Annotated in this window: 20 protein-coding genes and 3 pseudogenes; 8 read left to right on the top strand and 15 right to left on the bottom strand. The window is 49.8% G+C overall.

From position 1 onward, the window contains the following. Window positions 1–41: 41 nt before the first annotated feature. The 5 genes and pseudogenes from pspE to pspA all read right to left on the bottom strand — a co-directional run bounded on the left by pspE (window position 42) and on the right by pspA (window position 1,942). Window positions 42–356: pseudogene (pspE, locus tag IAE27_RS27375) on the bottom strand (thiosulfate sulfurtransferase PspE). A 33-nt stretch (window positions 357–389) separates the two neighbouring features. Next, a complete protein-coding gene (gene pspD / locus IAE27_RS27370; RefSeq protein ID WP_004101464.1) occupies window positions 390–620 on the bottom strand; it encodes a phage shock protein PspD in 231 nt (76 codons plus the stop codon). A 19-nt stretch (window positions 621–639) separates the two neighbouring features. After that, complete coding sequence (pspC, locus tag IAE27_RS27365; RefSeq protein ID WP_004101461.1) at window positions 640–999, bottom strand: envelope stress response membrane protein PspC; 360 nt, start codon at window positions 997–999, stop codon at window positions 640–642. Beyond that, the gene (pspB, locus tag IAE27_RS27360; RefSeq protein ID WP_004101459.1) at window positions 999–1,223 is read right to left on the bottom strand and encodes an envelope stress response membrane protein PspB; all 225 of its coding nucleotides are present in this window, start codon (window positions 1,221–1,223) and stop codon (window positions 999–1,001) included. Before pspB ends, pspC begins: the two co-directional genes overlap by 1 nt. A gap of 50 nt (window positions 1,224–1,273) precedes the next feature. Next, entirely contained in the window at window positions 1,274–1,942 is a 669-nt protein-coding gene (gene pspA, locus IAE27_RS27355; protein WP_004101456.1) for a phage shock protein PspA, read from the bottom strand. A gap of 152 nt (window positions 1,943–2,094) precedes the next feature. On the opposite strand from pspA, the gene pspF reads away from it, so the two are divergent. Then, window positions 2,095–3,084 (top strand): phage shock protein operon transcriptional activator, encoded by a 990-nt coding sequence (gene pspF / locus IAE27_RS27350; protein WP_017146047.1) that lies wholly within the window; start codon window positions 2,095–2,097, stop codon window positions 3,082–3,084. On the opposite strand, the gene IAE27_RS27345 is transcribed toward pspF, so the two are convergent. Together IAE27_RS27345 and IAE27_RS27340 are read right to left on the bottom strand one after the other, a co-directional pair. Beyond that, window positions 3,075–4,466: an MFS transporter gene (locus IAE27_RS27345; RefSeq protein WP_142475993.1), complete on the bottom strand. Its 1,392-nt coding sequence runs from the start codon at window positions 4,464–4,466 to the stop codon at window positions 3,075–3,077. The genes pspF and IAE27_RS27345 overlap by 10 nt on opposite strands. A gap of 25 nt (window positions 4,467–4,491) precedes the next feature. Then, window positions 4,492–5,661: a M20 aminoacylase family protein gene (locus tag IAE27_RS27340; RefSeq protein WP_064372487.1), complete on the bottom strand. Its 1,170-nt coding sequence runs from the start codon at window positions 5,659–5,661 to the stop codon at window positions 4,492–4,494. Window positions 5,662–5,829: 168 nt separating this feature from the next. Here IAE27_RS27340 and IAE27_RS27335 point away from each other — a divergent pair, with 168 nt between their 5' ends. The 6 genes and pseudogenes from IAE27_RS27335 to IAE27_RS27310 all read left to right on the top strand — a co-directional run bounded on the left by IAE27_RS27335 (window position 5,830) and on the right by IAE27_RS27310 (window position 13,614). After that, window positions 5,830–8,142 (top strand): helix-turn-helix domain-containing protein, encoded by a 2,313-nt coding sequence (locus tag IAE27_RS27335; RefSeq protein ID WP_196549993.1) that lies wholly within the window; start codon window positions 5,830–5,832, stop codon window positions 8,140–8,142. A gap of 165 nt (window positions 8,143–8,307) precedes the next feature. Next, a complete protein-coding gene (locus IAE27_RS27330) occupies window positions 8,308–8,592 on the top strand; it encodes a hypothetical protein (protein WP_064372489.1) in 285 nt (94 codons plus the stop codon). A gap of 369 nt (window positions 8,593–8,961) precedes the next feature. Further along, window positions 8,962–10,605: an ABC transporter substrate-binding protein SapA gene (gene sapA / locus IAE27_RS27325; RefSeq protein ID WP_004101448.1), complete on the top strand. Its 1,644-nt coding sequence runs from the start codon at window positions 8,962–8,964 to the stop codon at window positions 10,603–10,605. Further along, window positions 10,602–11,567 carry a putrescine export ABC transporter permease SapB gene (sapB, locus tag IAE27_RS27320; protein WP_004101442.1) on the top strand — a complete coding sequence of 322 codons (966 nt, stop codon included), beginning with the start codon at window positions 10,602–10,604 and terminating at the stop codon, window positions 11,565–11,567. The genes sapA and sapB overlap by 4 nt, the downstream gene beginning before the upstream one ends. Window positions 11,568–11,769: 202 nt before the next feature. Further along, window positions 11,770–12,323 (top strand): annotated as a pseudogene (locus IAE27_RS27315) (SOS response-associated peptidase family protein); the annotation flags it as partial. 103 nt (window positions 12,324–12,426) lie between these two features. Next, window positions 12,427–13,614: a diguanylate phosphodiesterase gene (locus IAE27_RS27310; RefSeq protein ID WP_115239617.1), complete on the top strand. Its 1,188-nt coding sequence runs from the start codon at window positions 12,427–12,429 to the stop codon at window positions 13,612–13,614. A gap of 240 nt (window positions 13,615–13,854) precedes the next feature. Here IAE27_RS27310 and IAE27_RS27305 read toward each other — a convergent pair whose 3' ends face one another. From IAE27_RS27305 to IAE27_RS27290, 5 genes and pseudogenes are all read right to left on the bottom strand, one after another. Next, entirely contained in the window at window positions 13,855–16,029 is a 2,175-nt protein-coding gene (locus IAE27_RS27305; RefSeq protein ID WP_200093219.1) for a TonB-dependent siderophore receptor, read from the bottom strand. Window positions 16,030–16,379: 350 nt separating this feature from the next. Further along, window positions 16,380–16,619, bottom strand: a complete 240-nt coding sequence (locus IAE27_RS29775) for a hypothetical protein (RefSeq protein WP_074188455.1) — start codon at window positions 16,617–16,619, stop codon at window positions 16,380–16,382. Between the two features lie 284 nt (window positions 16,620–16,903). Continuing rightward, window positions 16,904–17,383, bottom strand: a complete 480-nt coding sequence (locus IAE27_RS27300; RefSeq protein WP_115239618.1) for an NUDIX hydrolase — start codon at window positions 17,381–17,383, stop codon at window positions 16,904–16,906. Continuing rightward, entirely contained in the window at window positions 17,376–17,786 is a 411-nt protein-coding gene (locus IAE27_RS27295; protein WP_142745168.1) for a hypothetical protein, read from the bottom strand. Before IAE27_RS27295 ends, IAE27_RS27300 begins: the two co-directional genes overlap by 8 nt. A gap of 366 nt (window positions 17,787–18,152) precedes the next feature. Next, window positions 18,153–18,365: pseudogene (locus IAE27_RS27290) on the bottom strand (recombinase family protein); the annotation flags it as partial. Window positions 18,366–18,830: 465 nt separating this feature from the next. Between IAE27_RS27290 and IAE27_RS27285 the strand changes: the two are divergent. Continuing rightward, window positions 18,831–20,045, top strand: coding sequence for a colicin-like pore-forming protein (locus IAE27_RS27285; RefSeq protein ID WP_227685316.1), 1,215 nt, complete (start codon window positions 18,831–18,833; stop codon window positions 20,043–20,045). 33 nt (window positions 20,046–20,078) lie between these two features. Here IAE27_RS27285 and IAE27_RS27280 read toward each other — a convergent pair whose 3' ends face one another. The 3 genes from IAE27_RS27280 to IAE27_RS27270 form a co-directional block, all read right to left on the bottom strand. Next, window positions 20,079–20,405, bottom strand: a complete 327-nt coding sequence (locus tag IAE27_RS27280; protein ID WP_115239620.1) for a colicin E1 family microcin immunity protein — start codon at window positions 20,403–20,405, stop codon at window positions 20,079–20,081. Window positions 20,406–20,795: 390 nt separating this feature from the next. Then, complete coding sequence (locus tag IAE27_RS27275; protein WP_115239621.1) at window positions 20,796–21,710, bottom strand: arabinofuranosidase catalytic domain-containing protein; 915 nt, start codon at window positions 21,708–21,710, stop codon at window positions 20,796–20,798. Between the two features lie 9 nt (window positions 21,711–21,719). Further along, on the bottom strand, window positions 21,720–23,627 hold the full coding sequence (locus tag IAE27_RS27270; RefSeq protein WP_200093217.1) for a hypothetical protein: 1,908 nt from the start codon (window positions 23,625–23,627) through the stop codon (window positions 21,720–21,722). Between the last annotated feature and the right edge of the window lie 156 nt (window positions 23,628–23,783).

The following is a 23,783-nucleotide window of genomic DNA, read 5'->3' as shown; positions in this document are numbered from 1 at the left end:
ATCAATAAAGTGCAATAGCCCCGCTGCGGCGGGGCTGACGGTTAGTGGCTGGCGCTTTTCGGCATCGCTATTTGACTGAGGCCGCCGGCATTCACCACCTGCGTGTAGCCCATTTCGCTCAGCAGCTGCTGAGCCTAGCCCGACTGTCGGCCAACGTTACAATAGACGTGAATGGTATCGTTTTTATCCGGCACTTCAGCCGCAATCCGCGATTTTAAATCCGCCAGCGGTATGTTCACCGCGCCGTCAACGTGTTCTTTTTGATACTGCTGCGGAACGCGGACGTCAATCCAGTGCTCCGCCGCGAAGGCGGGTAAAGCCATCGCCAGCGCTAAACCCAGAAACAATTTTCGCATTTTATCATCCTGATAGAGTGAGTTTTTAGGCACTCATAACATACGCCATCCACGACGTTTAGAAAACCGCTGCGCCGCCCGGCTGAGCATCGGTTCCAGAACAAGCATCAGCAGCATTTTCAGCGGCCGACGCGCGACGGATTTTACCGCCCAGCCAGCGACGCCCGCCGGGCCGTAGCGCAGCGCGGTGAGCAGCACCAGCTTGCCTGCGATTTTCAGACCCGGTTTAACTTTTTGCCCGGCCTGCTGCCATTTCATGTTCATTATTAACCTCAACTTTCAGTTATAGCTGACGAAAACGACTGCGTAGCGAAAAGGTGTCAGAGGTGACGTAGCGTTCCATTTCACGCAGACGGCGCTCCCCTGCAGCCAGCTCCTTATCCGCAGCAGCCAGCAGCTCTCCGCTGCTCGGCGTTTTTTCACCATACAGCTCGCTTTCCGGCATAGGATCCAGCGCAAACGAGAGAATGATGTAGGCCACCACCACAAACAGGAACAGGCCAAAAATCATTGCCAGTACGGTAATCAGGCGCACCAGCTTAACCGGCACGTCCAGGTACTGCGCGATACCGGCGCAAACGCCTTTGACCATGCCCTGCTGTGGAATGCGCCACAGTTTTTTACTCAGATCCAGTCCGCCCATTATTTTTCTCTCCAGTTCGGATGCTCAGCGTCAAGAATGGCTTCCAGCGCCTGAATACGCTCGCGCATGCGCTTTGCGTCATCGGTCAGCTGCAGCAGGCGCTGCTGCTCGTTTTGCGATAAACTGCCGCTGGCGGTGCGGTTGTTGTAATGCAGCCAAAGCCAGACCGGCAAAACAAACAGCACAAACAACGTCAAAGGGATGGCGAGAAAAAGCATGCTCATGTGAACTCCTTGCAGATGGCGGCGGCACGTCTCGGTGCCGCCCGAATACATTACTGGTTATTTTGATTCATTTTGGCTTTCAACGCCGCCAGCTGCTCGCTGATTTCATCGTCCGCTTTCAGATCGGCGAACTGCTGATCCAGCGATTTATCTTTACCGAAGCGGTGGCTTTCGGCTTCGGCTTCCATATGATCGATACGGCGTTCAAACGATTCAAAGCGCGCCATCGCCTCATCAATCTTGCCGCTGTCCAGCTGACGACGAACGTCGCGGGAGGAACTTGCGGCCTGATGGCGCAGCATCAACGCCTGCTGACGGGCGCGCGTTTCGCTCAGTTTATTCTCCAGCTCGCCAATCTCTTTTTTCATCCGCGCCAGCGTTTCATCGACCAGCTGCGCTTCATTTTCCAGGCTAGCGATCAGGTCGGTCAGCTTCTGCTTCTCGATCAGCGCCGCACGAGCCAGATCCTCTTTCTCTTTACGCAGCGCCAGTTCGGCTTTCTCCTGCCATTCCGCCTGCTGAGCAACGGCCTGTTCAATACGACGGGTCAGCTGTTTCTTTTCAGCCAACGCCCGCGCCGAGGTCGAACGCACTTCAACCAACGTGTCTTCCATCTCCTGGATCATCAGTCGAACCAGCTTCTGCGGATCTTCCGCTTTCTCCAGCAGAGAGTTAATGTTGGCGTTCACGATGTCGGCAAAACGAGAAAAAATACCCATAATTTCAATCCTCATAGTTCTGGTATCAGGCACCGGCCTGTGCCATCACTAATACAAATGCCGTGCCAACTTTTTATCTTATTGATTTTAATAGAAGTGGTTGTTATCTGGCCAACGCATTGCTAAAGTGACCTGGTGAATCACACTACTTAATGGCGAAATTCATCATGGCGGAATACAAGGACAACCTGCTCGGCGAGGCCAACAGCTTCCTGGAAGTGCTGGAACAGGTCTCAAGACTGGCGCCGCTCGATAAACCGGTGCTGGTGATTGGCGAACGCGGAACCGGTAAGGAGCTGATCGCCAGCCGCCTGCACTTCCTCTCTTCCCGCTGGCAGGGGCCGTTTATCTCGCTGAACTGCGCTGCGCTGAATGAAAACCTGCTCGATTCCGAGCTATTCGGTCATGAAGCCGGGGCATTTACGGGGGCCAGTAAACGCCATCCGGGGCGCTTCGAGCGCGCCGACGGCGGTACCCTGTTTCTTGATGAGCTGGCCACCGCGCCGATGCTGGTGCAGGAAAAGCTGCTGCGCGTGATTGAGTATGGCGAACTCGAGCGCGTCGGCGGCAGCCAGCCGCTGCAGGTTAACGTCCGCCTGGTGTGCGCGACCAACGCCGATCTGCCACAAATGGTGGAAGATGGGCTCTTTCGCGCTGACCTACTCGACAGGTTGGCTTTCGATGTGGTGCAGTTGCCGCCGCTGCGCGAACGCCAGAGCGATATTATGCTGCTCGCCACCCAGTTTGCTATCCAGATGTGCCGCGAACTCGGACTGCCGTTGTTTCCCGGCTTTAGCGAACGTGCCGCCGTGACGCTGCAGAACTACCGTTGGCCCGGGAATATCCGTGAATTAAAAAACGTGGTGGAACGATCGGTTTACCGTCACGGCAGCAGTGAAAGCGAGCTGGATAATATTATTATTAACCCCTTCCGCCAGCAGCAAACTGCCCCGCCCGCTGCAGCAGAAAAGGCGCCCGGCCCCACGTTGCCGCTCGATTTGCGCGCTTTCCAGCAGGAGCAAGAAAAAAGCCTGCTCGAGAGAAGTCTCGAACAGGCAAAGTACAATCAAAAGCAGGCGGCCGAGCTACTGGGGCTAACCTATCACCAACTGCGGGCGCTGCTGAAAAAGCATCAGCTTTGAGCTATGCGCGGCAGCAGCAGCGCGCTCAGCGTCATTGAACCGAGACAGAGCGCGGCGTTAAACCACAGCGCATACTGCGCCGCGCTGGCCATTCCCAGCGGTAAAAACAGCGCAAAAAGTGACGCTGTCACCGCTATACCCATCGCCCCGCCGAGCGAACTACCCATCTTATAAATTCCCGACGCCACCCCGACCTTATTCTCTGGAGCGTTGACCACCGCGGTGTCCGTTGACGGAGTAGCGTAGCAGCCCAGTCCAAAGCCAAACAGCACGTTGCTGAAAAAGACCGTAACGATATAGGTCGATTTATCGAGAAAGGTGCAGGAAATAAGCAGGATGCCAAGCGCGGTAAAAACCGGGCCGGCGATCATCGGCAAGCGCGCGCCGTAGCGTTGCAGCAGCTTTTCGCCCACCCGGATCATCGCCAGCACGGTGACCAGGTAGCCGAGCGTCATCATTCCGCTCTCCAGCGGGCTTAGATGGTGCCCCTGCTGGAGCCAGATGCTGGCAATCATCATGGTACCGATGGCGCCGTTGAGCAGAAAATTCGACAGCACCGCGGCGCTGTAGGCCCGGTTACGAAACAGCGCAAAATCAATCAACGCCGCGTCGCCCTTACGCCGACCGCTGCGGATAAAAAATAACCCCGCCGCCAGCGCGCCGCCCAGCATCGTCAGCGAGGTTCCGCTGCTCCAGCCCCAGCCGTGGCCTTTACTGATAAACAGATTTAACAGCACCAGCGCAAGGATCAGGCTGAGCAGGCCGCTGATGTCCAGCTTATGCTGCTGCGCGCTGGCGCTGCGGCTCTCCGGCGTACCGCGCAGTAAAAACAGCGCCGCCAGCGCTACCGCGATGGAGAAAACAAAGATCCAGCGCCAGCCCAGTCCGGTAGCAATCGCCCCGCCGACAAACGAGCACAGCCCGCTGCCGCCCCAGGAGCCGATGACCCAGAAGCTGACCGCCCGCTGGCGCGCTTTACCTTCATACCAGGTTTTTATTAATGCCAGCGTCGCCGGCATGATGCAGGCGGCCGATAGCCCCTGTAAAACGCGTCCGGCCAGGAACAGCGCGGGTCCCTGGGAGAGCACCAGCATTGCGCTGCCGGCTATGCTGAGAATCAGGCCCAGGGTGGTCATGCGCATGCGGCCGAATTTATCCGCCAGCCCGCCGCTGGCGACCACAAAGCAGCCGCTGAACAAGGCGCTCAGGCTCACCGCCAGGGTCAGGGTTTCCAGCGAAATATCAAAGCTGCTTTTCATTGCCGGAACCACGTTAATCACCGACTGGGCAAACAGCCAGAAGGTCAGAACGCTCAATACAATACCCGCCAGCAGGCGATCGGTGCCGACGAACTGCGCTTCGCTTAGCGATACAGAACTCATAGCAGGGTCCTCTTCGTTGCGGAGATTAACGCAAATAGTGTTCCGTCAGGGCGCACCACAGCGCGGCGCCTTTTAGCAACAGGGCATCGTTGAAGTCATATCCCGGGTTATGCACCATACAGCGATCCGCTTCATCCCCGGCTCCGATGGTGAAATAGCAGCCGTTCGGATTACGCTCGAGCATAAAAGCAAAATCTTCGCTGCCCATAAACGGCTTCACTTCGCCGACCAGGTCCTCGCCAAATAGCGAAGCCGCCACCTTCCGAACCATCTCATTGGCTGCCGGATCGTTTCTTAAAACCGGGCTGCCGTTAACGTGGGTAATGGCGGCGCTGGCGTTAAAGCTCTCGGCCTGAGCGACGGCAATATCGTGAATGCGCTGCAGTACGGTCTCGCGAACCTGTTCGTTTAAGGTGCGCACAGTGAGCTTCATTAAGGCCTTGTCATTGATAATATTCGGCGCATGCCCGGCCTGGATGCTGCCCACGGTCACGACAGCCGGCTCAAACGGCGTGATATTGCGGGAGACAATGGATTGCAGCGCCAGGGTGATATGGCAGGCCACTAGCGTAGCGTCGACGGTATGCTCCGGCAGCGCGCCGTGTCCACCAACCCCTTTGACTTCAATATGGAGAGTGTCGGATGAGGCCATCATCGCCCCGTCGCGCAGACCGATTTTGCCTAACGGTTGTCCCGGCATATTATGCAGGCCAAAAATGGCATCGCAGGGGAACTGGTCGAACAGGCCGTCTTCGAGCATAACCCGACCGCCGTAGAGCAGTTCCTCAGCCGGCTGAAAAATAAGCTGCAGCGTGCCGTTAAACTGCCGCGTGCGCGCCAGATATTCCGCGGCGTACAATAGCGTGGTGGTATGACCGTCGTGGCCGCAGCCATGAAAACGCCCCTCTATCTGGCTGGCCCACGCTTTGCCGCTCATCTCCTGCATCGGCAGCGCGTCCATATCCGCCCGAAGTCCCAACCGTTTTTGACCGTCGCCTGCGCGTAAGGTACCGACCACGCCGGTTCCCGCCAGACCACGATGGACCTGATAGCCCCACTCGCCGAGCAGTCGGGCCACCTCTTCGCTGGTTTTATGCTCTTCAAAACCGATTTCCGGCTGCTGGTGGAAACGGCGACGAAGAGCGACAAACTGCGCCTCATTAACCTGTAATGCCTCAATAATCGGGTGTGTCATTTTTATTATTCCTGTGTTGTGTTTGCACGACACTTTCGAGTTTATGCATCCATGGCGGCTTTAAAATGCGCTTTTTTGTTTTATAGTGACGGATTATTAATGAGTGTTTTTCATACAAAACGGTTATGACAAAAAACAACACGCTGTTTTTTGTCTTCAGGAGGCGGTGTGGATCATCATTCAGGCGACTTTCAGGTTACGGTTCGCGATATCCGCCAGTTGAGCCAGCAGGAAAACGAGACGCTGACGCTACTATGGCTGCTTGAGGGCAGCGTCGAACTCCGCGATGGCGAGTCGGGCCGGAACCTGCAGGCTGATGAACTGGCGATAGTGAATCGCCATCGCCCCTGGAGCCTGCACAGCAAGACGGCGAACGTCGTGATGGCGCTGTCGCTGAGCGCTGGATGGCTGACCCGCCTCGACGGCGATTTTTTTGCCTCTGCCTACCAGAGCAGCAACGAAACCCGCGATGCCGAAGATACCCTGCGCTACCTGATGCGCCAGCTGCTGGTCCTCGGTCTGGTCAATCCGCAGGCCCACTACCGGCTGGAGGCCAACCGCTGGCTTAGCGAAATTGCTCTTCTGCTGGCGTCACGCTTCAGCCGTCCCCTCACCGCCCTGGCGCCTCGCGGAGCCGAACGCTGGAGTCAGCGAATAAATCGGGTAGTGGCGCGAATCGACGCCAACTATCAACGGCGCCTGTCGCTGCAGGAGATAGCCGCCGCCGAATTTGTTTCTGAGGCCTGGCTATCGCGTCTGTTCCGCAAAGAGGTGGGCGTCAGCTTTATGCAATACATCACCGGGCTTCGCCTGCGTAAAGCTGCTGAGCAGTTGACGATGACGCGTAAATCGATACAGCAGATCGCTCAGCAACAGGGCTTTGCCAGCAGCCGGGTGATGAGCGACCTGTTTAAACGCGAACACGGTCTGACGCCGCGCCAGTTTCGCCAGCAGCATCCGCAAACGGCGGTTGAATCCCCTCGTCCACGCGTTCAACGGGCTGAGCTGTGGCAACCAGTGTCTATAGACAGGCTATATTCCCGGCTCAATGCGCCGCAGATCAATGGGTTGGATAGCCCGCCGCTGCGGCTCAATCCCCAGCAAACCCGTCATCTTGATATGCGCCAGCTACCGGCGCGCGGTACGCCGCTGCGGCACTCGCGCATCGTCGTTACCGTTCGGGAACTGGATGACCTGCTGCGCGAGGATGTCCGTCAGGAGCTCGAAGAACTGCACAACTCGCTGCCGATATTCGCCATCGACGTTCACGATCCGTTTCTCAGTAGCCGCCTGTTCGGTACCGGCTGGGACGATGCGCAGCTGGCCGGGTATGCCTGCTGGTATAACCTGCAGCGCATTTTTAGCTGGCTGGCGTCGATGGGCTGGGCAGTAATACTGCATACCGGTATCACCACCCGCGGCGATCTGCTACAGCGTTTTCTGCGCCTGTCCGCCAACCATTTTCCACCGGCAACCCTCGCCAGCTGGCGTTTTGTCTGGCACTGGTCCCCGCAGGCCAGCGATGAGGCGCGCCAGCATGCCTGGCGGCAACAAAAAACGATCCTCCAGGCGCTTTCGCCGCAGTCGGCGCTGGGGATCTGGCACCGCTTTTCACAAAACGTGGAGGAGGATCCCCTCCTCTGTTCACCGCTGCTGGCCGAGGCGGATTTTCTTGCCTGCCAGGCAGATGCGAATGAACTGCTGGATCTGGCGCAGATTGATAGCCAGAGGCTGGCCGCCAGCGAGAATTACCCGGTGCTTAAAATGCGCAAGCTCCACAGCGCGCTGCGCCAGCGGCAGCTGCTGTTACCGCTTTGGCTACTGTCGTGGAATACCCTGACCGGCGATACTCGCGACACCAACGGCCGTTTCTTTCGCGGCGCGCTACTGATGGATAATCTGCTGGGGCTGGCAGACCAGGTGTGGCTGGCGGGGTTCTGGCTGAATTCCGGGCTGCAGGGGGAGGCTGGCGCTAACGGCAAGCTTGATACCTCCAGCCTGGCGCTGCACTATCTCCACGGTTTGCCGCGACCGGTGTATTGGGTCTTGTGGCTGTGGCGCAGGCTGCGGGGCGAAGTGGTGATTAACGAAAAAAATTTGCTGCTGCTGCGCGATAACGGCCATTACCAGTTGCTGCTGCGCAATACGGTGGTTTTCAATCCCTGGCTTTCCAGCGAGGAGGCGTTTATCCAGCGCTTTAGTCAGCCATGGAGCGTGCGCCTGCTCGGCCTTGATGGACGCTGGCGCATCAAACATCATCTCTTCGATCGGCATCATGGCGCGCTCTTTCCGCTTTTCGAGGCTTTTCGCAGCCAGAGTGGCCCGGATGAAGAAGAGTATCGCTGGCTGATGCACCAGGCGCGCCCGGCCCTGCGCGTGAGCGAAGAAACGCCCGCAAGCGATCGCTGGCAGCTCGTCGATTCGCTGGAGAGCAACGCGCTGGCGCTGTATGAATTTACGCCACTTAATGACATGAAGTGACAGCGTCACGTGGATGGTTACCATGACCTGCGGCGGCAGACAGGGACAAAGTTAAGGGTTTTGGATGCGCCCGGGCCGTCATCATGGTTAAACATTTGTAACTGGTAAGATATACTGATGTGAACTATCATCGGCGCATGATGACTCAATGGACTGAAAATACAGATGATTCCGGTTAATTCCTCAACGCTTGGCCGCTATGCCGCGCACGTCAGCCTGGTTCATACCATGAAAAGCCACAAAGCCCCGGCGCTCACGGTCATGATGATCTTTTCAGACCTGCTTATTCGTTCAACCGAAGATTCCTATCGTCTGCAAGGCTGGGCAATCACGCCGCAAAAAAGCGGCCTGGTGCTGCGTACGTATGTCGCGAACCATCCTGATGGCGGAAAGCTTGAAATCACCCCAAAAGACTATATTGCACGTTATAACCGGCTCCTGCCGCTGTAGCGCCCCTTTCTCCGGCGGTCATGCCGGCACGGCTCGCTGGAGAATCCGCAAATAAAAAGCTACCATGTGGCAAACATCTGGGCGTCTGCGGCGCAGAGAAGCGCTATGCTTGCGACAATACGTGCCCGCGAGCCGTTCTGCATTTGAATCGATGAAATTCATATTTGCGCTTCCCGTCTCTTCGCCTGTTGCCAAACGCAGGGTGAATTAAGAGGTATACTCGAAGTTAATAAGCGGTATGAATTTGAATTAGTTGGTCAAATAACCGACGCAACCATCGCTTACATTATCTCCATAAGCAATAAGGTGGTGGTAAATGTTATTTAATATTAATAAGATAGAGCCTTGCTCTATAATCAATAAGAAACTATGCGCCTGAAATTGTCTTCTCTCCTGGCAGCGGTGTCTATGCTGTACGGGCAAGCTTTTGCCGCGCCCGCCCTGCCTGCTAACGCGGATATTCGCGATAGCGGTTTTGTTTATTGCGTAAGCGGCCAGGTTAACACCTTCAACCCACAAAAGGTCAGCAGCGGTCTGATTGTCGATACTCTTGCCGCCCAGTTGTACGACCGACTGCTTGATGTTGACCCCTATACCTACCGCCTGGTCCCGGAACTGGCAGAAAGCTGGGAGGTGCTGGATAACGGCGCCACCTACCGCTTCCACCTGCGCAATAACGTGCCGTTCCAGACCACCGCCTGGTTTAAGCCGACCCGCAATTTCAACGCTGACGACGTGATTTTTACCTTTGGCCGGATTTTTAACCGCGACCATCCGTGGCACAACGTGAACGGCAGCAGCTTCCCCTATTTCGATAGCTTACAGTTCGCCGACAGCGTCGAAAGCGTGCGTAAGCTGGATAACCACACCGTTGAATTTCGCCTCAAACGACCGGATGCTTCCTTCCTGTGGCACCTGGCTACCCACTACGCCTCGGTGATGTCGGCGGAGTATGCCGCAAAGCTGGCCCAGAGCGATCGTCAGGAGCTGATCGATCGTCAACCTGTTGGCACCGGCCCGTTCCAGCTTGAGGAATATCGCAGCGGGCAATATATTCGTCTGCAGCGCCACCCGGCCTACTGGCGAGGTAAACCGCTGATGCCGCAGGTGGTGGTCGATCTGGGCTCCGGCGGTACCGGACGACTGTCAAAACTGCTGACCGGCGAGTGTGATGTGCTGGCCTGGCCCGCTGCCAGCCAGCTCTCTATTCTGCGTGACGACCCGCGCCTTCGCCTGACCCTGCGCCCGGGAATGAACATCGCCTGGCTGGCGTTCAATACCGCTAAGCCGCCGCTCGATAATCCGGAGGTCCGTCACGCGCTGGCGTTGGCCATCAATAATCAGCGTCTGATGCAGTCAATCTATTACGGAACGGCGGAAACCGCAGCTTCAATGCTGCCTCGCGCCTCCTGGGCCTATGATAACGACGCCAGAATCACCGAATATAATCCTGCGGAAGCTCGCGCCCGGCTTAAAGCGCTGGGGCTGGAACAGCTGACGCTCAAACTATGGGTTCCGACCAGTTCGCAGGCCTGGAACCCCAGCCCCCTGAAAACCGCCGAGCTTATCCAGGCGGATATGGCGCAAATTGGCGTGAAGGTGATCATTGTGCCGGTCGAAGGGCGTTTTCAGGAAGCCAGATTAATGGATATGAGTCATGATCTGACGCTTTCCGGCTGGGCAACGGACAGTAACGATCCGGACAGCTTCTTCCGTCCGCTATTGAGCTGCGCGGCGATTGCCTCACAAACCAACTATGCTCACTGGTGTCATCGTGAATTCGACGACGTGCTGCAAAAAGCGCTGACATCCCAGCAGCTAGCTTCGCGCATTGAAGCTTATAAAGAGGCCCAACGCATTCTTGCTGATGAACTGCCGGTACTGCCGCTGGCTTCCTCCCTGCGTCTTCAGGCCTATCGTTACGACATGAAAGGCCTGGTGCTGAGTCCGTTTGGCAACGCCTCTTTTGCCGGCGTCTCGCGGGAAAAAGAAGACGAGGTGCAAAAACCATGATTATTTTTACCCTGCGTCGCCTGCTGCTGCTGCTGATTACGCTCTTTCTGCTGACGTTTGTCGGTTTTAGCCTGAGCTATTTTACGCCTCACGCGCCGCTGCAGGGCGCCTCGCTGTGGAACGCCTGGTGGTTCTGGTTTGAGGGCGTGCTGCACTGGGATTTTGGCGTCTCCAGCATCAACGGGCAGCCAATCTCCGAGCAGCTTAAAGAGGTATTCCCTGCCACGATGGAGCTGTGTATCCTCGCCTTCGGCTTCGCGCTGGTAATCGGAATCCCCGTCGGCATGCTGGCGGGGATTATGCGCAACAAATGGCAAGATACCCTGATTAGCGCCCTGGCGCTGCTGGGCTTCTCGATCCCCGTATTCTGGCTGGCGTTGCTGTTGACCCTGTTTTTCTCCCTCACCCTGGGCTGGTTCCCGGTCTCCGGGCGCTTCGACCTGCTGTACGAAGTGAAATCGGTCACCGGCTTTGCGCTGATCGACGCGTGGCTTTCCGATTCGCCGTGGCGTCATGAAATGATCGTCAGCGCGGCGCGCCATATGGTGCTGCCGGTGCTGACCCTCGCAGTGGCGCCGACAACGGAAGTGATCCGTCTGATGCGCATCAGCACCAGCGAAGTGTACGACACCAACTATGTCAAAGCAGCGGCCACCCGCGGCGTATCGCGGCGGACGATTTTACACCGTCACGTACTGCATAACGCCCTGCCGCCGGTGATCCCGCGCCTGGGTCTGCAGTTTTCCACCATGCTAACGCTGGCGATGATTACCGAAATGGTCTTTAGCTGGCCGGGACTGGGCCGCTGGCTCATTAACGCCATTCGCCAACAGGACTACGCCGCAATCTCAGCGGGCGTGATGGTCATCGGCGCGCTGGTGATTATTGTGAACGTGATATCCGATATTTTGGGGGCTATGGCTAACCCACTGAAACATAAGGAATGGTATGCCCTACGATAGCACTTACATTAATCAAGCTTAAACCACTTAAAATCAAATGGTTAAATTATATAACTTCGGTTTTTAATTGGTTTTAATACACAAATTTGTACACATTGTTTAGATGTTCGCTCCGACAGTCGTTTGTTATGGGATTGTCGGAGCTATTCCCTCCCTTTGAGCCATATCTTCTATACTTCTAGTCTGAAGACTGGAGGTAACCATGTGCGGACGCTTTGCTCAATCACAAACCCGTAAAGAATAGCTAGCTTATCTTGCCGAAGAGGCCGAGCGGGATATCGCCTATGACCCCGAACCGATCGGCCGTTAAAACGTCGCACCTGGTACCAAAGTTCTGTTGCTGAGCGAACGCAATGAAGAACCGCACCTCGATCCGGTTCATTGGGGTTACGCACCCGGGTGGTGGGATAAACCTGCGCTCATCAATGCTCGCGTGGAAACCGCGGCAACCAGCCGGATGTTTAAGCCTCTCTGGCAGCACGGCCGGACGATCTATTTTGCGGATGGCTGGTTTGAGTGGAAGCGTGAAGGTGACAAGAAACGGCCCTATTTCATCCATAGGAAGGAAGGCAAGCCAATATTCATGGCAGCTATCGGCAGCGTACCTTTCGAGCGCGGAGATGAAGCAGAGGGATTTTGATTGTGACCGCTGCAGCCCACAAGGGTCTGGTCGATATCCACGACCGCCTGCCGCTGGTACTGGTGCCTGAAGCCGCACGCGAATGGGTGAAGCAGGATACTGGAGGGAAAGAGGCAGATTGCTTACACATTCTTAGCAAAAACTTTTTTTAGAAAAGATCAGACATTTCTTTTATGCACATGCTAATCTCAAAAAAATAATTTTCCTACGGACGAAAAAATGCTTATAACACTTATCTACCGAAGCCACGTTCGTTCAGGAACGTCATATCAGGAAATTGTTGATATGGTTAAAAGCGCCAATGATCGCAACATGCAGATGGGCGTCACTGGTGTGTTACTTTTTAATGGAATCCATTTTTTCCAACTGCTTGAAGGCCGCGAAGAATCCGTCAAAGAAGTTTTTGACAGTATCAGTTGCGACAAACGTCATTTTAACATTGTTGAACTTTTATGCGACTTTGCTCCTTTTCGACGTTTTGGTAATGCAGGCATGGAGCTAATTGATATCAGAATCCACGCGCAAGATGATTGCCTCGCATCTGTCCTTGAACGTGGTACAACAAAGCATAAGCTTATGTACAATGATCGGGCGCTGCGATTTTTCCGCACGTTCATCGAATCGACTGAAACAGAAAATTATTATGAGTTACCTGACAAGTCTGAATGGTATTTTACTTCCGAAGCTGTAGGGTTAAAATCTTCAACAGATTCCAGTTTAATTGAGATAAAACCTGTCGTGGATCCCCTCGCTCAACATGTACATTCATTTGAGTTAATACCGAATGTACAGTCGCAAAACAGTGAGGAGCTCTTTTTGACAGACATAACCTCAAAACGAGACGCTTTTTTCTTTGCCGGGAAATTTATACTCGCGGAACAAAGAATATCAGTTAGCCTTCAACCAATGACGCTTATTGAAGTGCCAAGGTCTGTTGAAACACTTCTTGATTATATTCAGTCCAATAATCTTATTCCTGAGCAACTTATCATTCAGTTCTCAGAAAGAGCGATCATTAGCGATATGAATAAGTTTACTCAATCAGTCAGAAAACTCAAAAGCGCTGGAATCAGTGTTGCTATCAGCGATTTTGGAGCAGGTTATTCAGGCTTGTCGCTTCTCGCCAATTTCCAGCCGGAAAAAGTAAAAATCCACCATGATCTAACAAGAGATATTCACAAAGACGGTTCCCGTCAGGCAATTGTGCAAAGCATCATTCATTGCTGTGAAAAGCTTGAAATCAGAGTTTGTGCAACAGGTATAGAACAACCGGAGGAATGGATGTGGCTCGAATCAGCGGGCATATCCTGCTTCCAGGGAAGTTTGTTCTCGGGTTATGATGAGAACAATCAGTTACATGTCACCTGGCCTAATCTCATCAGCGATAATAATGAGAATTGCTTATGAGCTTTTGCTTAGTAAATTGATGCTGATAATGGTACTTCTAACCTCTCGCTCATAACCGCTATTAACAGTAAGTGGGCGAGAATAATTAATAATTGCCTGCGTTTATTGTCACTTGACCTGCAACAAATCGCTAAATCGTATTGTTCACCACAACCAACTATTTGTAGACACTATCTCAATTAATTTGTAAGTTTAAAAGCTGGTCATGGTAGAGGCGACCTTAAGGCCGCCTACCATTTACTAAAATGACATAGTTACGCCAGCATAATAAGCACGCCCGGGTTCGTTATACGTTGAAGCCCCCGCGTTCTCACGGTATATGCGTTTGTCAAACAGATTACTAATACCTGCGTTGGCACGCAGATTTTTGGTAATATCATAGTTGACGTTTAAGCCAACTACGGAATAAGGACTAATTTCACGTTGTGAAAGCCCATTACGGTTTTCAAGAACGGTTTCAGCATACTGGCGCGGTTTCTGGCGGCCATATTGCGTCCAGTTAATATTTGTGCTCAAGTCTTCAGTAGCTTGCCATTCCAGTTGGGAGTTAATGGTGAACTCCGGGATGACTGACAGCGGATTTCCGGTCTTCTTGCTTTCAGAACGGAACATGTAGGTTGCGTTAGAGCGCCACTCCAGCGTATCGGCAATCAAAGGAATGGTCAGGTTACCTTCCAACCCTTCAACGATAGCTTTACCGCCGTTCTCCCACCGCAGCACGTTATAAGTACCGTTGCTGTAAACGGCAGAAGTGCCAGACACGATTTTGTTTTTGTAATCATTGCGGAAGTAGGTAATGCCAGCTGCATAACCTGCATGACTGAATTCGATCCCCACTTCTTTGTTAACGCTAATTTCAGGATCGAGATTATCGTTACCCAGTAAATAACACTGGCTAAGACCAATAGGACAACCGTTGCCGCGCGTGGAAAGCAGATAGCCCGGCGTTGACTGATACAGATTTGGTGCTTTGAACGCACGTGCTATACCGGCTTTCAGGGTGAAGTATTCGCCCATTTCCTGTGAAATATTCAGGCCTGGACTCCAGTTCGCACCGAAATTATCGTGATAGTCAAATCGCAGCCCCGGAATTACCTCGGTACTGTCGGTCGCGGCAATATTATCCTCGAAATAGAGCGAACTAATGGTTGCTGAGTTTTTACTGCTACGTTGAGAAGGATCACCAGAGCTACCTGGTAAATAGAAGTCAGTACTTGACGACTGCATAGAGGCCGGATCGTTGAGTTCGTCGCGATTCCACTCAGCGCCAAGAGTCATCGTTTGATCAACGAGTAACTGTAGAGGAAAGTTGATTTCCCCGCCAGCACGATAGCTTTGCAGGCGACTAGTCGAAAAGACATCGCTATTAATCATCCCTTCAGTACTGCCGCCGGTACCTTCTTTTAGACGGGTATTGTTGGTCTTTTCATAGTTGAAATTTAGCCTGGATGTTCCCCAATCCCAGATTCCGTTGTGAGTAATTCCGTAGCTTTGACGATATAAACGGTTTGTTTCACTGCCATAAAGCGATTCAACCAGGCCGTTAGCACTGCTATTACTATTACTGTTTTGAGTATCACCCGCATAGATATTTCCCTGACGGCTATAGCCATAGGAGAAATCAACGATCTGGGTAGGCGTAATTTTCCAGGACAGTACACCGTTGATGTCTTTATTACGCACACCTTCTCGACCGGCTGCATATGAACCGTTTTGTGCGGTGTTGATGTCATAGGAATCGGCATCGGTGCGGTTGAGGTTGCCATACAGGCGCATCGTCAAAACATCACCTGCCAGTGGACCGCTAAGATTGAAATTAGCACGACGAGTGTCGCCTTCTTTGCTGTTTTCAGGCTGGTTGGTGAAAAGGGATAAGGATCCGTGCCAGTCGTTAGTGGGGCGTTTAGTAATGATATTCACCACCCCGCCCGCAGCGCCGGAACCATAACGAGCAGCAGCCGGACCTCGTATCACTTCTATACGTTCCACCATTTCCGCGGGGACCCAGTTAGTATCGCCTCGGGAATCACGCTCACCGCGCCAGTTATATCGCACAGAGTTACGAGAGCTCACCGGCACGCCATCAATCATCACTAAGGTATTTTCCGGACCCATGCCGCGAATATCGATCTGACGGTTGTTACCCCTACTGCCACTAGCACCGTTACCGGTCAGATTCACGCCGGGCATTTTGCGGATGATGTCGGAAAGATCGTTAACTGGTGGGCTTTTTTGAATGTCTTCTTCAGTTATGATCGAGACACCGGGCTGTTGTTTCAGTCCCTGTTCGGCGGTGACAAGCATCGTTTCATCGTCCGCCAGTTTCTCCGTAGATTCTTCCGCAAAAGCCGATGAGGTGAGGAGGCCAGCCAAAAACAGCGCTATTGGGCGCTTCTTACATAAAGTTACATTCACTTCGAAAATCCCCAGAAGAGTCAACAATTAATGAAAATGCTTATGGTAATGAGAATTATTAGCATTATACATAAAATGATACAAGATCTTCCGTTTTTACACATTATTTGATGGACTTGCTCTTTTGTGTAAATAAATACGAGGTCGTTAATGATTAAAAATCTTTTTTCCCAAATAGTTAGCTGTTATACGCCCTTCTTCCTTTTACTTTCAGTACAGATTCGGCAAAAGATGAACATTTGTATGCAGTTCAGAAATAACCTTAGAGGTTGAACGGTCTAAGGCAGGTGTGAAACGGGCCATCAGTCTTTTATCAGCGATCGCAACTGAGGGAAAAGAACTAACCATCATTACATGATCCTCCCCATGCTCCTTAAAATCCAAAGCCTGTTTTCAGTGTTGTCCGGCGTTTTGTCAGCGAAGCAGCTTTGATACCTCTCTATCCACCGATTAGCCTCAGAGTGTGAGAAGTGAATGCCGCGCTGCTGTAATGATGAAACGAAATCTCTTGTATGTAAGTATTGATATCCCTTTGAGTTACGTAAAACTGACTCGCGAAATGCCTGGTTAATATCTCTTTGTCGAAGCATGATCTACTCTCCCATAATCACTGTTTATGCATACAGTAGTTTTATCCAGATAGCAGATCAATATAGGTTTCGACTATCAATTTACGTCGTTGACGTAACACATTGATGTAATGAGTAACGAGCGCTTTCTATACTGAACTGTTTGACGGTTTTGCGAGCAGTGCAAATCCAGCATTATGCACTTATGATACTGACTTCATAGTAAACAGCTCTTGACGAGCTTCTGTATACAGTTCGCTGAAACGTTCAACAAATTAAACGGGCATAGGGTTGCCTATGAAACATTACCTGTTAGCCTGTAATAGCATTAATGAGGCCAAGGTGAAATTATCTTTAACCTTCCCATTTTTTACAAGCTCAATAACTTCATCATAAGTATAATAATCACAACCTATAACACCCTCGCTTGATTGCAATGATAATTGAGATGTATCTTTCACTTCACAAATAACAGCCCGAACATTGTCAGCAATCAATCCTGAATCAGTAATCAATTCGCCTAACAAATAGCTATTCACCGAAACGAGATTCAATTCTTCTCTAAGTTCTCGTTCGGCACCATCTATATGTGATTCTCCATTTTCGATAAACCCTCTTGGAAATTCAATGAGCGCGACACCATTTCTTGAATGTTGGATTAATGCGTATTTTCCATTACATTCAGGAATAACAACAACGCCACCGTGTTTCTGGCTTATGCGCAAGTGTCCAGAGTCATTAAGGAACACCGCAACATATTGATTCTCAACAATAAGATTATTCAAAATTTACAATCCAAGTTTTATGATTTGCTGATTTACGAATTATCATTATAGTATTGTAAAAATAATATACAACATATGCTATGTAAAATGCACACTCAACTAATACTATAATTTCTTTATTGCTTACTTTAAGTAAAGACATAACTTCTTTAACTAACATCACAACCGGAAATCCGGAAATAAGAGTCATCCCAAGTATGACTCTATTTTCAATACCAGAGAACATTTTAGCAAGCGTCATTTCCTTATATTCCTTTTCTTTCTTACCGAAAAAAGATGTAATCTCTGAGTTAAGTGTATCTAATTCGAGGATATTTTTCGATATCACTTTATTAAGCGCTAACGCCGAGTTAGCATATTGCATATGCCATGAACGTAAACCAGACAACGTTCTGATTGTCATACCACTAATCAGACATATAACCACATTAAAAAAAACTGGAGAGTACGGACTTACAAGTAACTTGCTAATTGCTGAGTACGACCCGAAATAAAACGATATCACAACCAAGTAAAAAGCTATCGCCTGATCACGTTTTGTCGATTGTTCTTTCAAATGTTCATTGCACCGCTCATATACACAAAGTAGGAAATCTTTAGAGACTGACATCAAAACCCCTATTTATTAACATGTTATGTCCAGTTATGATAATTCTATACCACTAACACTTAATGTCACATTAAAAGATGAGTAGCTTCGGCATACTCCGCATAAGAAAGCCAGTTTACCACCTGCAAAACTCCACAAACAGTTCACAGATGAACCGTTTTATTGTGCAGGGAAATATTTATAAACGGTCTTTACCCCTACCCCGATCACATCCGCCACTTGTTGCCTCGTTGCGCCGTTCTTCAGCATTCGATGCGCACGATCGACAACCTCCGGCGTCATCACCCGCCGGCGGCCGCCAATACGCCCCTGCTCTCTCGCAGCGGCTAAACCGGCGCGGGTACGCTCGACGATCAGCTCTCTCTTCATCTCCGTCCCAGTAGCTTATTCGTGGTCGTGTAGGATTAATAGAATATCTAAAATAGGCGTCTTCTGTAGCCGGATAACCAGTTTGAAGTGATCATTAGCGACTCGAACGGCACCGACTCTGGTCGGGCCGGTTATCACATATTTGCTTGTTAAAAAACGCCCTACGCGAATGCCTATATCTTAATCTCGTTTAGAAGAACCAAAGAAATTGGTTCAAAAAAATTTCATATTCAAGGTAGTTAATTTAAAAGACTCCAATTGTTTACAATAAAACTCCAAGCTAAAAATTATTACAATGCAATAATTTTTAAAATTAATACATTTAAAACACACATCACTAAATTAAAGCTAGTTCATACCAAACTATAAAGCATATTTGAACACCATTGACTTAATATCTAATAAGACTTAGCATTGAAAACACTGTATATCCATACAGCACCCTCAAGAATAAAAAAGGAATCATTCATGCCAGAAGAAAATATGACAGTAACTCATGATGTAAGCGGTAATAAAATCAGTGGAGGTGGTGTTCATTGGGGAGGCGGAGGTAATACTGGCAACCATGACAGCAGTAGTGGTAGCTCATCGACGCAAAGCCCAAGTCAAACACAGGCTGGAAATATCATTAATAATCCTACCCTTCGTAAAAAATTTGAGGACTTTGTTAAAAAAGCTAAATTAATCAATCCCAAAGCTAAACTAACACTCAATAAGATCGAAGTTAATGGCGATTTATCCATTGGTATAGAAAACATGACTAAGGCCGAAGTATCGCAACTAGGTGTCGGATTTGTGGGTGTGCCTACAAACACCGGATACACGGCTGCAGTTACCGTGAAGACAGGTTATAAAATTCCAAGTTACCCTCGTGATTACACGAATCTGAATGCAGACAATGCAAAATTATCAGCTGTTGGGGTTTACATTTCTGTTTTACAGGGAATGCTGCCTCCTGGATATAAAATTGAAAGCGGTAAAGTTACGACCGAGGTAACCAAGAAAGACATTATGACTGCAGGAGGTAAGGGAGGTGGCGTTCGTGTCGTTACGCTTAGGTATCGAATTGCAATTCCTGTTCTTACTGATGCATGGAAAAAGAGCGAAGCTCTTAATAAAGAGATAAAAGAAAAGGAAGCTCAAGCTGTAAAAGATGCTGTTAAATTTACAGCAGATTTTTACACCCAAGTCTCGAAATCTTATGGGGAAAAGGCTGAACAGCTCGCAAAATCAATGGCAAGTCAGGTTAAAGGCAAAAAAATTCGTAACGTTGACGATGCCCTGAGAGCGTATGATAAGCACAAGGCTAATATCAATAAAAAAATTAATGCAAAGGATCGTGCAGCTATTACTAATGCCCTAAAAGCGGCAGATATGAATACTGTTGCGAAAAATATAGCTAAATTTAGCAAGGGAGTCGGCTACGTAGGCCCAGCTATGGATTCTATTGATGCTTTTAATGAACTTAAAAAGGCAGTTGAGACTGATAACTGGCGTCCTTTCTTTGTTAAAGTGCAGACAATCGCTATCGGTTTAGCCGCCACGCATCTTGCAGCATTAGCTTTTGCCGCTGTTTTGTCTGGTCCGGTAGGAGTGCTGGGATATGGTTTAATTATGGCTGGAATTGGTGCTATCGTTAACGATACCATTGTAGAAGAAGCTAATAAGATTATCGGCATTTAACACCAATTTAGCCTTATAACTAATACAAAGCCATTATTTTATAATGGCTTTCTTCAATTGCAGAACTAAGAAAGCGATCCCCAAGGGAATTGCGAATAAAAAATTAAATATACAATATAAGGTAAATTTATAGGTATCTGGGACATCAAAAGTGCCAGGGCGCATAACATTACGCTGTAAATACTTTAAAGAAATCTGCTCTATTAAATACTTTGCAAAAGGAAATAAAAGCGCACTTAAAATTGCAAAAACTTTAAGGTAAGTCATTTTTGTTTCATAGCTATCGTAACTAAAAAATAAAATGCATGCGGCTGAAAAATAGCCCCAAAACATATTTTTAACATAAAAACTCTTATCCATAAAGTCTCCCCACCTATTCCAAGGTACTCATTCCAGTAAGTTAACCTAACATAAGTTTACTTTTTCAACAAGATGCTATAAATTAGTTTAGTGCGGTTTAAGTTATGATTTATAACTATAAGTCATCTAATAATAACCAAGAAGTGCTAACAATGCTACACGCACCTGTGTGAATTTTGAATCTGTTTTATGCATTGTAGTGGGCCCAGGAAGTACAGACTTTTGGCTAGTCCGCATCGTTTGGGCCGGTATTACGTTCTCGTTTGGACCTAAACCTCTCTAAAATTCGCAACCCTAATAATACCCGTAACCAGACAAATGGATAGCTAATGTCCAATCAGGTCATTGCGGCTGTCATGATAACTGCCAGCCGCAATATCAAGGCTTAAATTAATTAGTAAAGTATTTCTGCTGATTAGCCGTGATGTTTCTGAGGAAATAATCACTTTTTGAATCAACGAGGATAAATTCGCCGATAGTCACGTAAGAAAGCTCGCTTGGCGCCCCGCTTACCCACGGCCCGCCACCCAGTACAGCGGAATCAGATATTCCTGAGACTTCACCAGACACGGAGCCGGTAACCCATCCTCCGCTATCCAGAGCGATGCCCTGCAAATGAGTTTTAAAGTCGATGTAGGAGCGAACAATAATATTTGTATTTGCTGTAAACGGGGTAGTTTCTGTCACGATCTCAGCGTTACCCGAATCTGCCTGCGTCGAAATTATCTGTAGCAGGTTTTTCGCCTGACTCTGAAATCCGGCGCCCAGGTTGTATCGACGACGAACGGGGCTGTCTGATTTATAAAATGAGAAAATACTACAGGCCGCTGCGGGCGAAGATCGAAAACGCAGAACAAGAGATGAGGACAAACTTGCTACTCCAGATAACGCAGAAACAGCAGCCGTTAAAGAGAGGGCATCACTTGTTCCGTCGAATACCACGCCTGGCTTAGAACCAATCAGATCAACAGCGCCTGCCGAAACTATCCGTGGCTGTCCGGACACATTTTCGCGGATAGCATTAAACTCATTACCCGATTGATCGTACCAGACACTGATAAATCCGTTGCCTGAACCGCAAAAATTAAGCAGCGCCGTCGTGTCCAGGTCGCCTTCGGCAGTAAATCCAATATTAATCTCTGTGTTATCACTGGAGCGACGTACACGAATTGCAGGTCCGGTGTAGGATGCTGAAAGCTGCCGCAAAGACAGAGCCACTGTGGGAGTATATCCAAAAGTAGGCCAGTAACCGGGTAAATCTTTTTTATCGCCGGTATATGCAGAGTTAGAATTAAGTACAAGCATGATGACCTCTTAATTAAGAATCAGATTTATTTTTTGGACCGCTGTCTGTCCGACACTGTTCTGGCAGGCGCTGGTGATAACATATGAGCCATTTTCACCACCGAAGTTGATTAACTGGCAGCTTTTGGTATCAAAGATCACGCCTTCGGGTAGTGAATAAACGCCGATGGTTTTGGTACATTTCTCGCCATCAGTGACAAGGATTCCGCAATCCCAGAGAGGATATAAATCAACACTTTTTCCTGGTTTCAGTGTTAATGCATCACCTGAAAAACGAGGTCCAATATTGGCCCATGTGCGGGCGGGTTCGCAGCTTGAGCCATCCTGCAGATAGCCATAAATAACGAAGTTAAGACGTCCCGCTTTCGTGTATCCGTTACTGATAGTAATGCTTCGGGTGGATGCATCGTAAGTAACAAAAGGAGGAAGGGAGTCATAGGAAACTGTATGGCTGCCACCGGGTTCATTCTCTTCAGTCATGACTGTCTGGACATGCTCTGAAACATCGTCACGGCCCCACAGAACCGACTTAGCCGGAAGTACTATTGTGCCGCTGCTGCCATAATCAATGTTGACTGAAGGAACGGTGACGAGCGGCTTGATATGACTCAATCCTGTTTTACGCCAGATGCGGCACCAGTCAACACTAATTGTCGCCCCCTTCCAGAGTTTTTCCCATGCCCAGGCAGAATAGGTTTCACCATGGAAAGTGCCTTTATATACATGACTACTCATCAACAAGTAACCCGGTTCACGTACTGAATTGGCATCAAGACTTAATATGCTGCTAAAGGTATCATCAATGAATATCTGGACATTACTTTGATTGAGGATGGCGCTAATTTTATGGTACTTGCCATCAAATATATATTTTTCCGGTCCAAGCGTTCCTCCGCCTGTTTTCGAACCATCTGCTCCCCAGAGATTATAATTTGACGTTGCAAACTGGCTGATGCCCTCGATAATATCCAGCTCATCCGAATTGTAGGTGTAGGATGGCAGCGAACTTTGGGTCCATAATGACGGGTGCCACCCTGGCGGGTTTTGTGTTTTGTGAGTGAACATCGCATACCACTCAATAATACAATCTCCAGTCCCGGCGGGACCGGCGAAAAATGAAAATGCGCCTACAGAGCTCACCATCGCCGCCAGGTCATGCCTTGAGCCTTGCAGATATGGTTTTTCATTCGCAGTAGCTGCACGGGCCTGAAGCCTCAGAACACCATCCTCAACGCGCATATTATCAAAACCCACCGGCACGCCCCGGTTCGAGTCATTAAAGCCCGTAAACGCGGGGTCAGTGTCGTACATTGTGCCCAGTTGCGTATCAGAGCCTCGCGGCGGGTTGAGGTAAGTACGGGTGGTAAACCATCGTCCAAGTGGGTTTGACGGTGTGATAATGTCCAGAGCATTGAAATCATCCCCCGCAGACAGGGTAAATCCTTCATAAAGTGAACCTGCTGCACCGACGCTCTCCAGCGCTATCCCACCAATTTTCCCGGTGCTCTTATCGGATACCCTGTGTCCACCCAATAAGCTCTCAATGCTAAGCGTAATATTTTTCATCATATCGTCAGCTGTTAATATGTATGCGTACCCGGTAGCATCTGGAATAGCTACGTTATCACGTAACCATTTTATTTTCTCAGCATAATAACCATCGGGAATATTAATATAAGCAGCTGTATCTACCTGATTACGTATATCAATCGAAACAACCGATGATACGGGCGTTTGATTGTTTTTCAGGTTATTTATTTCATCCTGAACTGAGTCAGCCAGCAAAGGTAGGTACAGGCGGCCGTCATTTGCCTGAATGAGTGTGTCATGTTCGCCATCACCAAAGCGCAGGATATCGTCCCCGGCAGTTAACGAAGCATAGGATTCAATGTACTTAAAATAATCCTGGATGGACAAATTAAGTAGCGGAACGAATACACGACCGTCGCAATCCTGTATGAAGGTATCATTCTCACCATCACCTAATCTGAAAATATCACTTCCACTACGTGATGAAACCAGTGATCTTGACCCGCCATCTCCGGACAGCTTTTGTATCTTAAGTTAACGATG

It is taken from the genome of Klebsiella sp. S69 (assembly GCF_016516145.1).
In the GTDB taxonomy this organism is placed as follows: Bacteria; Pseudomonadota; Gammaproteobacteria; order Enterobacterales; family Enterobacteriaceae; genus Klebsiella; species Klebsiella oxytoca.
The sequence above is the reverse complement of the archived record's forward strand: the minus strand, read 5'-3'. Positions and strand labels throughout refer to the sequence as shown.

Excerpts from the sequence above, each read along its gene's own strand:
- pspD (WP_004101464.1), bottom strand. The coding sequence starts at position 620 with ATGAACATGAAATGGCAGCAGGCCGGGCAAAAAGTTAAACCGGGTCTG.
- pspC (WP_004101461.1), bottom strand. The coding sequence starts at position 999 with ATGGGCGGACTGGATCTGAGTAAAAAACTGTGGCGCATTCCACAGCAG.
- pspB (WP_004101459.1), bottom strand. The coding sequence starts at position 1,223 with ATGAGCATGCTTTTTCTCGCCATCCCTTTGACGTTGTTTGTGCTGTTT.
- pspA (WP_004101456.1), bottom strand. The coding sequence starts at position 1,942 with ATGGGTATTTTTTCTCGTTTTGCCGACATCGTGAACGCCAACATTAAC.
- pspF (WP_017146047.1), top strand. The coding sequence starts at position 2,095 with ATGGCGAAATTCATCATGGCGGAATACAAGGACAACCTGCTCGGCGAG.
- IAE27_RS27345 (WP_142475993.1), bottom strand. The coding sequence starts at position 4,466 with ATGAGTTCTGTATCGCTAAGCGAAGCGCAGTTCGTCGGCACCGATCGC.
- IAE27_RS27340 (WP_064372487.1), bottom strand. The coding sequence starts at position 5,661 with ATGACACACCCGATTATTGAGGCATTACAGGTTAATGAGGCGCAGTTT.
- IAE27_RS27330 (WP_064372489.1), top strand. The coding sequence starts at position 8,308 with ATGATTCCGGTTAATTCCTCAACGCTTGGCCGCTATGCCGCGCACGTC.
- sapA (WP_004101448.1), top strand. The coding sequence starts at position 8,962 with ATGCGCCTGAAATTGTCTTCTCTCCTGGCAGCGGTGTCTATGCTGTAC.
- sapB (WP_004101442.1), top strand. The coding sequence starts at position 10,602 with ATGATTATTTTTACCCTGCGTCGCCTGCTGCTGCTGCTGATTACGCTC.
- IAE27_RS27310 (WP_115239617.1), top strand. The coding sequence starts at position 12,427 with ATGCTTATAACACTTATCTACCGAAGCCACGTTCGTTCAGGAACGTCA.
- IAE27_RS29775 (WP_074188455.1), bottom strand. The coding sequence starts at position 16,619 with ATGCTTCGACAAAGAGATATTAACCAGGCATTTCGCGAGTCAGTTTTA.
- IAE27_RS27295 (WP_142745168.1), bottom strand. The coding sequence starts at position 17,786 with ATGACAATCAGAACGTTGTCTGGTTTACGTTCATGGCATATGCAATAT.
- IAE27_RS27285 (WP_227685316.1), top strand. The coding sequence starts at position 18,831 with ATGCCAGAAGAAAATATGACAGTAACTCATGATGTAAGCGGTAATAAA.
- IAE27_RS27280 (WP_115239620.1), bottom strand. The coding sequence starts at position 20,405 with ATGGATAAGAGTTTTTATGTTAAAAATATGTTTTGGGGCTATTTTTCA.
- IAE27_RS27275 (WP_115239621.1), bottom strand. The coding sequence starts at position 21,710 with ATGCTTGTACTTAATTCTAACTCTGCATATACCGGCGATAAAAAAGAT.